Raw genomic sequence first — 13,638 nt, 5'->3', positions numbered from 1 at the left:
GCAATCATGTCACTACCTTTACCCCAGTTAGACGATAAAACTTTTGCTCAATTCATGGAAGATGCGCGGAAATTAATTCCCCGCAATGCTCCCAATTGGACGGATCATAATACTCACGATCCTGGTATCACTTTCATCGAGCTGTTTGCTTGGTTGACTGAAATCCAGCGTTATTATCTGGATCAAGTCAGGGACGAAAATTATCTCAAATTTCTCAAACTCTTGGGTGTACGACTCAAAGACGCGAATTCAGCTACTACCGATGTCACTTTTTCCTTGGTTGACCAGCAAATGTTGACACCCGTTCTGGTTCCCCAGAAAACGAAGCTAACAACTAAGGGAAAAGTTGTCTTTGAGACAGATGAATCACTATTGCTCGTCCCCGCTCAACTGGGAAAAATTATTAGTTCTTATGGAAGGGAGCGCAAAGATAATCTCGATGTCGATCGCCAGAAGGGACTTTCTTTCTATGCTTTTGGTGAAACAGCTGAGGTTGGTAATTTCTTATATCTTGGATTCGATCCACTCTATTTATTTGACTGGGATAAAGTTCCCAGTTCTGAGGAAAATGCTGATACAGAAAGATTAAAGCAGTATTTAAACCAGTATTTAGGAATCAGTTGGGTTAAAAATCTAGATAACCAAGCTATTAGCAAAATCAATGATGGAAAAATAATTGCAATCCGTGATGGGAATCGCGAACTAACTTTAGAACTTGATGAGGGGAACAACCGAGTTAAACTCGTCTCTAACTCAGAAATAAGTAGTGAGATTTATTTTTATGTTTCCAAAGAAGACGATAAGTTAAACGACAAGTTAATTGTCTATGCTCAACCATTTCCCGCTTACAAAACTATTCCTCTAACTTTTAATCTGTTTGAAAATTATCCTGTAGGTAGAGGTATTCACGGAGAACAACCTGTAGATTTTATCCCTTCAGTTTCTCTGAAATGGGAATATTATGGTGGAACTGGATATTGGCAAAAACTACGGGTAGAACGAGATGAAACCCAGGTTTTATATCAGAGTGGACGGGTTTGGTTTCATACTCCCATTGACATGAGGGTACGGAATATCTTTCCATTTCCCGAACAAATGTATTGGTTGCGTATCAAGGTCGATCGCGCTGGATATGAACTAGCACCGAAAATAAATTCAATTCTCCTCAACACTATATCAGCTACCCAGATCGATACTTTTACGGAAGTAACAACCTATTCCAGTAATGGCGAATCTGTGCAGTTATTTCCTACTTCTTATTTAACTCTTAAAGGTGACAATATTCTCCAAGTAAAGATGTCAGATGGATATTGGAAAAATGAATATTGGCAAGATTGGTATGATTATGAGTTAGATAAAACAGAAAATCACGAGGCGATCAGGATTACTTTTAGAGGAGAAATTCCCCCAGCAGCAATTAATAATGTTAGAGTAATTTCCTATTTTTCCGATTCAGATCATCCCCAGGGTCTATTCCACAGCAATGGATTACCCAATCAAAGTTTCTCCCTCGAACTATTTCCTATTGTTACTAAAACATTCCAAATTCAAGTTAAAGAAAAAATTAATAATAATTATTATTGGTGTGATTGGATTCGAGTTGATGATTTTGATGCTTCCCAACCAGAAGACCCTCATTATGTTTTAGATCCACAAAACGGTGAAATCTATTTTGGGGATGGAGTCAATGGAAATATTCCTCCTGTTTCTGATTCTCAGAACGAGTACAACATCCGCATTATTTCCTGTCAACTTGTCAGGGGAGAGCAAGGAAATGTAGAAGCTAATACTATCAATGAGATTTGCAATCCAGCTTATGGTCTGTTGGATGAACAATTCATCACCGTTAAGAATCAAAAAGCTGCTTTAGGAGGAAATTTCCACGAATCCTTAGAAGAAGGAAAGCTACGAGCAAGAAAAGAACTCAAAAGAATAGATCGCGCTGTTACTAGTGAAGATTTTGAGCAATTAACTCTTTCCACCCCTGGACTGCGGGTAGCTAGAGCTAAGGCAATTCTACCGCAAGAACAAGAACCAAATTCCCTGGTCAGAGTTGTTGTCGTACCCTACAGTGAAACCTCAAAACCAACTCAACCAAGTCCGGGGTTTTTACAAGCTGTCCATCGACATTTAAATAAACATAGGTTGATTACTACCCAAATAGAAGTCATTCCTTCCCACTTTGTTGAGGTGAGTGTTAGAGCGGTTGTGCGAATTTGGTCTGAATTTAATCCAGAGCGAACCCGTGAAGAAATTGAGAATTTTCTCAAACAAAAATTCTTACATCCTTTGACCGGGGGACGTCAAGGACAAGGTTGGTCTTTTGGTCGGACTGTTTATCAATCAGAAGTTTATCAAGCGATTGAAAACAGCAGTGAAGGGGTGGATTGTGTAGAAGATCTACAACTGCTGGTTAGGGATACAGATCGAGGAATCAGGGTCGATCGCTTGGGAAATATTCCAATTCATCCTGAGAGTTTAATTTATTCGACGAGACATCAAATCGAGATTGTCTCTGGGAGGAGTTGAGATGAAACCAAAAGAATTTCAATTTTTAGTTCTGAATACAAAAGCGGATTGGGAAGGGGGAGACCTGGACAATTTGACTGTTGGTGACGAGGGAGTCCAACTCAGATCCGGTTTGCAGTTTTTCCCCGAGCGGTTTTTCTCTAAGCAGCAACTGAGACGTTTTGATATCGTCGATTTCTCAGTGGGAGAATTGGCTCAAGTGTATTTGCTTGACGCTAAAAATCGACAAATTGTCTTGTTCGATTCTCAGCAAAACTATTCTGAGTCCATTGATTTTCTCCAAGATTTATTCGACTCTCCTACCAATATTGCTTATAGTCCCTCAACTATTTACGTCGCAGACGAATTTCAACCGTCAAACCAAACTCGTATTTATGCTTTTGCTCATCGACTTAACTGGGAAGTTCGATGGATGGTGACCCTTCCATTAGGGATGAAGCCGATCGATATGGTCGCTGATCGCGATGGAACACTATATATTTTATTAAATATTGGTGAACATCTAATTGCAAAATATGCTCCCTCGGGACAAGAAATACCAACAGCAGGATTTACTAGGGGTGACCTGATATCACCCAAAGCGATCGCTCTTGGTTCTAGTTCTAATATTATTGCTACTAATACTTCTACTTCTAATACTCTTACTTCTAATACTCTTACTTCTAATCGAGATAATAAACATATTTGTGTCCTCGACGGGGAAACAGTGGTGAGATTTAACCTTGATGGTAGTCCCACCGAATCTCAATCCAGGCTTGATTTAGGAGAATTAATTCCTCAAAGCATAGAACCCTCTGGATTAGCACTTGATGAGGAAGGAAATTTCTACATTGGCGATCGCCGTCCTTTAGGTGTGGGAGAAGAAGAAGAACGATTCATTTTTCACTTTTTCCCATCAGGGGACATCACTGAATTAGTTGCGGGTTATCGAGGTGCGGTCACAAAACTTGTCCTTGATCGCAACAATCGTCTGTTTATCTTTAATTCCAAACGTCAAGAAATCAATATTTTGCGGGGAGAAAAGCGGTTGTTAAGACCGCAGCAGCAAAGATTACCATCAGGAATTTTCCGTTCCCAAGTTCTCGACAGCACTAATCCCGGACAACGCTGGCACAAAATTGTATTAGATGCTCATATTCCAACTAATACCCAAATCAAAGTTTATTATGCCATTAGTGATGACCCCCGCGAAATTCGCCAATGGTCGGAACCTCTAATTAATCCTCGAGATGCTCTGATTCGCGGACCTGCTGGACGTTATCTTTATTTAAAAGTAGAACTGATCGGTAACGAGCGGGAAACACCAATTTTAAAAAGTTTGCGGGTGTACTTTCCTCGTCTATCTTACCTGCGTTACTTACCGGTGGTCTATCAAGAAGACGAAGAAAGTCGCGATTTTCTCGAACGCTTTCTCTCGATTTTTGAAACTAGTTTAACCAATATAGAAAAACAGATCGACCATATCGTCCGCTATTTTGATGCTGAGGTAGTTTCTGAAGATTTCTTACCTTGGTTAGCTGGTTGGTTAGCGATCGCAGTAGATGAAAATTGGACGTCAGCACAATTGCGTCAACTGATGCAAAAAGCTCCCCAACTTTACCAGCAGCGGGGTACTAGAGAAGGAATTGCTGGAACTGTAGAAATTTTTACCGGCTCTCGTCCTTTGCTCATTGAGCCTTTTCAAGTAACAAGCTTAGCTAATAGTTCAGCTAATAACCAAGTAAACCGTAGTGAATTGAAACAGCTTTATGGCGACAACCCTTTCCGTTTTTGGGTTTTGCTTGATAACTCTCATATCGAAAACGAAAAAGAACTGCAAACCTTACAACGCTTAATTGAATCAGAAAAACCAGCTTATACGGAAGCCTCGGTAAGAATATTACAACCTTGGATTGCTTTGGATCGGGAGAGCTATCTAGAGTTTAACACCCGCATATTCGAGCCAGTTTTACGTCTTCAGGAAGGAGCAGCAATTTCTCAGGATAGTACTTTAACCGACACAGAAGAATTTGCACAGATTGGAATACGTTCGAGAGTAAGTTTAGATACAGTGCTCAATTGAAGTCAAAATTCAAAAGTCAAAAGTCAAAAGTCGTACAGACGTAGCATGCTACGTCTGTACAGGAGTCAGAAATTGTAGAGACGAGACATGTCGCGTCTGTACAGGAGTCAGGAATTGTAGAGACGAGACATGTCGCGTCTCCTACAAGAAGGATAAATAACAGATACAAGAATTCAGAATTATTAAAGACAGGAGAAATCACTATGGTAAAAAATAACGGATGCTCTTTATCAACCTTTGAGCGGAACAAATATTTTTATAGTAAGCTGCTAACGGTTCGCGATTTTGAACTGGAACAAAGATATGGTATTGAAAAAAATCACCTCATCAATCGTTTGATTTTGGGGGAAGGAATTGTCTGCGGTTTAGAAATTGAACTTAAAGAGCAACAGGAAACAGATCTACTCAGCGTTAGTTTAACTCCAGGGGTTGCTTTAGATCGCTGTGGATGTGAAATTGTTGTCAGCAAAACCAAATCCGAGCAATTAGAAATCAAGTCACCGGGTAAAAAATACATCTATATTGAATATGATGAGCGTTCTAAAGAACCTGTTGCAGATTTAGCAAACGGTTCTGCTGATGAATCAGAGGGTCGTTATAACCGAATTGAAGAAAGCTATAGTCTTTCCCTTAGTTCTGAAGCACCACCAACTAAGGATTCCGATACTGAAGATTCTGATACTGAAGATTCTGATACTGAAAATTCTGACTCTGAAATGACTGCAGAATCGTTAGATGAACTAGTCCGACAATATCATAACCAAGCATTAAAAACTTGTTCTCGAAATAAATACGATCAAATTCCCTTAGCCGTAGTCGATATTTCAGAAGGAGGAGAAGCGACTCTCAATGAGGAAGAAACCCAAAAATATCGCCCCGTTCTGCGCAGTAATCCCATGTTGTACGATCTGCTCAGCCACGTCTATGATTTAACCAAAGAAGCGATCGCAACTCCCAGAATTGATGCTAATAGTTTCATATCTTCCGATGAAAGTATTACCATTACCCCAACAGAGGAACCACAACAATTTGATTTTACCCTCGCTTCTGGAATGACCGAACCAAGTACTCAAAACCGTAGCCGGGTATTTACGGGTAAGGAAGTGTTGGAATTGACAACTAATGAGGAGTTACCCAAGGGTTCTCTCCAACCTGTCACCGTTGAGATTAATGAACTCAATCCAGAAGAACCTTTTTCAGTAATGTTAGCTCCTTTATTACCTGCTACTGTTCCTCCTGTTTTTACTCCCACTTTAGGAGAACAAGATAATAAATCGGGGTTGCGTTTTGTTTTTGGTTCCCATCCTGAATTACCGCGCACCTATGTTGCTTATGTTCCACAACCCTATAATAAAAGCTTTGAAATTCACGGTTGCGACCCCAATTTAAGCGAACTTGACCTCAAGGAGGTGGAAGTAGTTTACTGGGTAATAGCTGGAGCAAAAGCACCTTCTTTAAGAGATCGAATTCTAGAATTACTTGCAAATAATCCCGAAGGTATGACTATGACCGCAATCAGTCGAGAATTGGATGTGGAGCGTTCCAGCGTAGATACCGAACTAGATAAGTTGGTCAATGAAGGTGCGATCGAGCGTAGCGGTCGTAGCAGGTATATCCTAGTTGAATAAGTCGTAGAGACGTAGCATGCTACGTCTCTACAAAGTTCAAAATTATTTATTTATATAGCTATACCTTATCGATTTATAAAATCTACTCCCTGCTCCCTGCTCCCTGCTCCCTGCTCCCTGCTCCCTGCTCCCTGCTCCCGGTTCTCCATTCCTCGTCTCAAATTTATACCCAAGACTAATTCTTCACCCCCCCCGCACCACCCATGTATGCACCAAAGCTAAAAACTGCCAATAAAAAGTCCCTTTTAACCCAGAAGAGCGCTGTTCGTCCAAGCCCTGTTCAATATAATCCACTGTTGAAGCAGCTCTCCCGGATGGGTAATGCTCCTAACCCTAGCGCGCACGCTGCTATTTTAAATCGCGCTCCGGCAAGTCAGCAATCTTCTAAACAGGAATTACTGTTACTGCTACAGCAACAGCATGGGAATGATTATGTGAATCGGGTGTTGAAAATAGCCCGGGCTAATAAAGAGGAAACATCTGTTACACCAAGGGAAAAACCAGTAATTCAGGCAAAATTAACTATTGGTCAAGCGGGGGATAAGTATGAGCAAGAAGCAGATCGTACGGCGCATCAGGTGATACAGAAGATGAGTGAATCAGAAGTTGAATCTGAGACTGCACCAAAAGAAGAACGCGCCAAAGTCGAAGAGGAAACGGATTCTCCACAAATACAACAAAAATGCAGCGGGTGCGGGCAAAAAGACGATCGGGTTCAAATGAAGCCAGAAACCGAGGCTTTACCATCAGAAGAAATGTCAGAGGAGGAAGATAAGGAAAACCTGATGGTGCAGCGTCAGCCAGAAACTGAGGCTTTGCACCCAGAAGAAATGTCAAGGGATGAAGACAATGAAGACCCGATGGTGCAGCGTCAGCCAGAAACTGAGGCTTTGCACCCAGAAGAAATGTCAAGGGATGAAGACAATGAAGACCTGATGGTGCAGCGTCAGCCGGAAACTGAGGCTTTGCATCCAGAAGAAATGTCAAGGGATGAAGACAATGAAGACCTGATGGTGCAGCGTCAGCCGGAAACTGAGGCTTTGCATCCAGAAGAAATGTCAGAAGATGCAGACAATGAAGACCTGATGGTGCAGCGCAAGGCGACTGGAGGTAGGGTAGAAGCCACGCCAGATTTGACTAGTTCCATTCAACGCCAAAGGGGTAAGGGACAACCCCTACCAGGGCAGCTTCGACAACAACTGGAACAGGCATTTGGTAAGGATTTTAGCAGGGTGAGGATTCATGCAGATGCCAACGCAGACGCGCTGACACGCTCTATCAAAGCGCGGGCTTTTACTATCGGGCAAGATATCTTTTTCCGTCAGGGAGAATATACTCCTGAAAGTAAGCAGGGACAGGAGTTATTAGCCCATGAGTTGACTCATGTGGTGCAGCAAAATGGCGATGGGGTTAAGTCGAAGGAAGACGCAGGAGTAAAAGTTTCTGAGGTATCTGAAGATACTGAAGTACAGCATGCTTGCGCTCAGTGCGAGCAAGAAGAGAAAGCAGAAGGTGTTATTCAAGCGAAAGAAGAATCGGGTGGGTCTGTATCAAAAGAAGCACCTGAGGTAACAACAGCAACTCATGCCAGCACTTGTAATAATAAATCAAAAAGATCCAAAGGAGAAATTCCTAATGAAGGCATTACTGGACGTCCATCAATAAGCAATAGTAGGGCTGACTCAGGTTCTGATGATTGTGGTGAGCAAAATACAGGTGACAAACAAAAGGAACAAACTGAACAAGAAGAGCCATCAGGAAACAATAGTACGGCTGACTCAGGTTCTGATAATTGTGGTAACAATGAAGACATTACCGAAGGTATATCAGGAAATGACAGTACGGCTGAAGACATTACTGGAAGTGAATCAGGAAATGATAGTACGGCTGACTTAAATTCTGATGATTGTGGTAAGCAAGATGAGGAACAAACTGAACAAGAAGATTCATCAGAAAATGATAGTACAGCTGACTTAAATTCTGATGATTGTGGTAAGCAAGATGAGGAACAAACTGAACAAGAAGAGTCTTCTGATGAACAAAAGTGTCCTTCGGAAGAGGAAGGAAAGGAAGGAGAAGAAGGTGGGGGAAAACAAGAAGTTATTGAAGCAGAAAAAGGAAGTCTAGAACAAGATTCTACGTGCGAAAATAACGTTAATCAACCAGATAATACAGCTAACAAAGGTACAAAAGCTTTAAATAAAAAACCTTCAGCAAATACCTCACTAGAAGCAAAACCAAAGTTAAATCAACAAAGCTCGGCCATAACAGCCCCAAACACTCAACAAAATTTGGTAACAGGGGAATCAAATAATTCAGAAACAATAGCAGAAAAAGTCCAAGCTATAAACAACCCTAGAGATGTACAAACTGGGCTGAGAGCTACACAAGGTAAAATCATTCGGCTAACTGCGGCTAAAATAAACTTTAAATTGCCCCAAGGCGAAAAAACCTATACAGAAAATAATTCTACGGTTTTAGAAAAGCAAAGAGCTACTGCAAGCAGCATGGCAAGTAAGTTTTTGACAGACGCAGCTTTGCGAGTACACACATTTACAGAGCTAGGAGAAAGTATATCTACTCGTATTAATATAACTGCAGAAAATGCAAAAGCAGCCGTACTCTCAACAGTCCAGCAACAAAAAGATATCATTTCTGCTCAAGTAAAACAAAAACGTATTCAAGCAGAAAGTCTAGCTAGAGAAACTCAACTCAATATTGAAACACAACACGGAGAACAAGTCGGCAAGATTAACGAAAAAAATAGGGTAGCCATCGAAACTATCGGATCTAAATACACAGAAGTATTTACCGAACTTAGAGAGAAACAATCCCAATTACTTGAAAATATTGACACTTGTTATGGTAAGACTTTTGATTATTATGTATCAGCTGGTACAACTGCAGCGATCGACGCAGAGAAGATTGGAGGGAGTTATGAAACAAGATATTTACTAGAAGTTGCAGACGAAAAGGCAGAGGCTGACAAAGTCTTCCAGGAACTCAAGCAGGACATGTTCGACGAATCGAATAAATCGACAGACGTAATAACTTTTCCATCAGAATTCAGTACTTTTACTGGTGATGATGATGACAGTGTTTCTGACGAAGATTTTGTGAATAAGCAAAAAGAACTAGCTGAGCTATTAAATAAAAGTCTAACAGGTGAAGATAAAGCTAGAATAGCTCGAGAAGTTACAGATAACTATAAAATATCACTACAAAATCAAGCTAATAAACAGGCTAATGACCTTGTAGATAGCAAAAAAGATATTATTGAAAGTATTTGCTGTGCAACAAAACAAATTCGCCAAGAATTATTTAAAAATGAACGCGAGACTTATGATAATTTAGAAGAATTAAGGAAAACCAGTGTTGCAGATGCTGATTGCATCAGAACTATACAAACGAAACAGACAAATCAATATCTAGAAGGGACTCTACAATCATTAGATCGACAAGAAACTGCTCAATTACAAATATTACAGGTTTACGGCGATCGCCAAGTATCAACAATTGAAACAGATGCTCAAAAGGCGATCGCGTCGTTACAAGATGGAGTAAATCAAACTGCAACAAAGCTGCTTGATGTTCTACAGGATTCTTATAATAAATTTCAGGGAATGGAAGCTCCCCACCCTGAAGATTTGAGTATAACTATAGCAGAAATACTCGAAGTATTTGATAACGATATTGCTACAGTGCAAGAAAAAATCGAACTAGGTATTGCAACTAGCGAGCAAAGTATCAAACTAGGGGAATTACAACTTATTGATGCTGTAAATAAAATAGCTCAAGTAGGCATTGAGGAAATAGAAATAGCTTTTGAAGAAGCCAGAAAGCTATTTTCCGACTTAAATAATAGTTCAAATTGTGCATTTACAAAATCACTAGATGCTTACAGCACACAAATTGATGATTTTACTCAAGACATACAAAAAGAATTGCCTAATGCCATTAATGATTTAATTAACTCGCTTGATTGTACTGGCAAACGAATAAAGAAAGATCTAGAAAAGAGTGTACCTGAACTCAGGAAAAGTCTTTGTGGAACATTAGGTTGTTTAGAAACGGATATAGAAAACTATGTGGCCAAAGCCCATAAAGAGGAAGAAGAGAACCAAGATGATGTTAATGATGTTAATTGGTTGGATGTATTCTTAAAAGGTCTTGTAATAATTGCTGTCATTATTGCATCAATAGTCATTGCAGTTTTCACTGCTGGTTTCGGTCTTGTTGCTCAAGCCATAATTCTTCCTGCCGTAGGAGCTTTAGCTGGATTTTTATCTCAAATAGCATTTAATGCTATTGATGGTAAAGACCTAATGGAAGATACAGGCAAAGCAGCATTAATGGGTGCTATTGGCGGTTTATTTGGTACTGCTGGTGGTGTTGCTGGTAGGTTACTAGCTCAGACAGGTAAATTGGGTGTAGGAACAACTAAAGCTTTCTGGGAGTTTGGAGTTAATTCTATTTTTGATATTACTGGTGAGATAGTTGGCAATTTAGCGACAGGCGAAGAAATTACCGCTGAAGGAATTCTTATGGGTCTGGCAATTGGGGCAAGTGTTGATGGTTCGATAAATAAGCTACAAGGAATTAGTAATAGGGCTAAGGTTTCTGATACTTTTAATAAGAACCCCGATCTGGTTAACAAGCTTCCTGGTATGAAACCCCACGAAATCAATGTGCTGGCAAAAGAAACGGGGATAGATCCAGGAAAACTTCAGCAACTTTCCAAACTAAAACCAGATGAACGTAAGAAGTATGTAGAAAACGCTAAACAGCGTAATAGTAAATATGATTCTTGGGCTGGTCAAAAAATCAAAAACTTTGCTCAAGGGTTTGAGAATTACCAAAGAAGTGGGGCTGAATTTGGTCAGCGGGTTGGTTCTGCGGTAACAAGACCGATTAAGAATGCTTTTGGCGGTAGCCGTAGTGAGGCAGACGTTAGCACATCTAGTAATCGCCCCTTAGCAGACACAGAAACACCCAGAGGTTTACAACCCGACGCTGATGTACCAATGACGACAAGAGAAAGGGATATTCTTGAAGATAATACTCCAGATAATACTCCAGGGCGCACTACAGAAATCAAACCACTAGATACGGAAAAAACACCTGAGACAATTAAATCTGGCGATCGCAGCATTCACTATGATAAACCAGAAATCGATCCTGTTAACGACCCTGGTGTGGTTGCAAAACAGAAGACGGATGATGGACATGAGATCAAAGTTCTTCAAGATGGTCGCGTGATTCGCTGCTCGCGTTGTGAAGACGTAATGAAAGAAATAAACAAAATAAACGAGAAAATCAAGAGTGACAACTTAAAGGATGAAATTAATAAGATTAACCAAGAAAATGATGAAAATATAAAACTCGATCGAGCCAATCACATTCTGAAAGATCTTGAGGATCTAGATTTAACTTTGTCACCCAAGGATATTAAAAACCTAATAGATAATCGCAAAATAGAAGATATACAAAAAGATTTAACTAACGGTTTAGCTCCAACTCAAATAAGAGATTTATTGAAACTTTTGAATGAGGGAATTATAACTCAATACGAATTAGACGGATCGAGCCAAAAGAAAAGTCTATCATCAATTCTCGGAAAACCAAATGATTTTGATACTTTAAGGGATTGGGGGTATCTTTATTTTCTTGAGCAAAAAGAATTTCACAAGAACAAAATAAATGTCCAGCATGGGGGATTATCAGAAAATAATTTAAGAGAAAAATGGAAAAGTTTTATCAAACAAAACACAGAGCTTTCTGAAGACGAAACACTACAGGTGTCAATTCTCAGTTTAAAGCATAACTACGGCAATAGTTGGATTGACATGATCGATCCAACTACAGATAGAAAAGCATTTAAAGAAGCTTCCGATTGGCTTGAACAAAATAAATCGCAGTTGCCGCGCACAAGTGGAGGATTTGGAGGAGCCAAAGGACGAGCAGTACAACCAAAAGTTGATGAATATAAAATTGAAGATTTGGCCGCTAAATTTCCAAACAATAAACAAGAAATAAATGGTTATCTAGTAGTGTTTGACGATAAGGGCAATCCCTATACCAAAATGAACATACCAGATAAAAATTATTACAAGAAGGGAACTCCACAAGATTTAGGCTTGTTGAAAGAACTGCCATATCTGACAAATAAACAAAATAAACAGTGGAAACAAGAATTGGAAAGGGTTCATGTAAAAGGAGAAAGACAAAACGGATGGAAAAACCAAGGAGGGAAAACAAGTGGTCTTCCAATTTTCATAACTCGCGGCCCAAGGGGGTGGTCAGATGCTCAAAAACAACACAGAAGTGCATTAGAACAACAATTGACAGAAAACAACCGTCTAACATGGGCTACTCTTTCTTCAGGTAAGACAAAGTGGTATTTAGAGATATCCCATATGATGGGAGCTGGAACGGGAGGTCATACCCGTATAACAAATGCTTGGCCAGCATCGCTGCATCAAAATACAGAACAATTAGCAATAGAAGAAGTTTTCAGAAAATCTAATTTTCGTGACGATCTCTTACTTAAATTCACGAATTACATAAATCCAAAAACAGGGCAAGCAGACTTTATGAGGATAAAGATTTTAAACAAGCATAATCAAGACAAAATTTTTGACCACATCATGGATGCAACCAGGGGGGATATAGACAAGAACGAAGTTCGGTTGTTACAAAAGACATTAAACGAAAAAATCACAGCCTCAATTAATCAATCCAGCAGCAGTAATCCACCATCAACAAATCAAACTCCTCCACCTTCTCCTCCAGACCAACAAGCAATCGAAAGCTCACAAAATAACGCAAACAATGACAAAATTTTTACTGACGTTAGAACGAAATTGGGCGAAGCAGAACAAGGAACTATGGGGCTTGCATATCTGGAGGCAAATTATCTAGGACTGAAAGAGACTTTTGAACAAGGCTTGGCTTCTATCCGATGGGGAAACAGGGACTGGGATAGAAATCCCGCTTTCAACCAGGCTAAGCAAGATTATGAAACTGGCTTGGTTTCCATCCGAGGGGGAAACAGGGACTGGGATGGAAATCCCGCTTTCAACCAGGCTAAGCAAGATTATGAAACTGGCTTGGCTTCTATCCGATGGGGAAACAGGGACTGGGATAGAAATCCCGCTTTCAACCAGGCTAAGCAAGATTATGCAGATGGCTGGCAACAAATGGAACAATATCTGACCCAGAACCCAAACCAAATTCTCAACCCACAGCAAATCTCGAACTGGAACATACCATGGGCTTCCAAGGTTGCTAAGCAAGATTATTTGTGGTTACAAGCAACAAGAACTGACAATAATTCTGAATCCAATGGGGATGCAATGGAGATCGACCCCAGCTAAATATCAAGCATAGAAAGTATAGCTACAATGATAGACTATTAGA

The 13,638-nt window shown here is 40.1% G+C and carries 4 protein-coding genes; all 4 read left to right on the top strand.

The window, feature by feature from the left end:
* The first annotated feature begins 6 nt into the window (after positions 1-6).
* The 4 genes from BC008_RS29505 (at position 7) to BC008_RS29490 (ending at position 13,595) form a co-directional block, all read left to right on the top strand.
* Complete coding sequence (locus BC008_RS29505; RefSeq protein WP_027841930.1) at positions 7-2,529, top strand: putative baseplate assembly protein; 2,523 nt, start codon at positions 7-9, stop codon at positions 2,527-2,529.
* A gap of 1 nt (position 2,530) precedes the next feature.
* Positions 2,531-4,591 (top strand): phage tail protein, encoded by a 2,061-nt coding sequence (locus BC008_RS29500; RefSeq protein ID WP_027841931.1) that lies wholly within the window; start codon positions 2,531-2,533, stop codon positions 4,589-4,591.
* A gap of 203 nt (positions 4,592-4,794) precedes the next feature.
* Positions 4,795-6,219, top strand: coding sequence for a helix-turn-helix domain-containing protein (locus BC008_RS29495; protein ID WP_027841932.1), 1,425 nt, complete (start codon positions 4,795-4,797; stop codon positions 6,217-6,219).
* Between the two features lie 296 nt (positions 6,220-6,515).
* Entirely contained in the window at positions 6,516-13,595 is a 7,080-nt protein-coding gene (locus BC008_RS29490; RefSeq protein ID WP_201026191.1) for an eCIS core domain-containing protein, read from the top strand.
* Positions 13,596-13,638: the final 43 nt, after the last annotated feature.

It is taken from the genome of Mastigocoleus testarum BC008 (assembly GCF_001456025.1).
Taxonomy (GTDB): Bacteria; Cyanobacteriota; Cyanobacteriia; order Cyanobacteriales; family Nostocaceae; genus Mastigocoleus; species Mastigocoleus testarum.
Note: the sequence above shows the minus strand (reverse complement) of the source record. Positions and strands in the feature narration are given on the sequence as shown.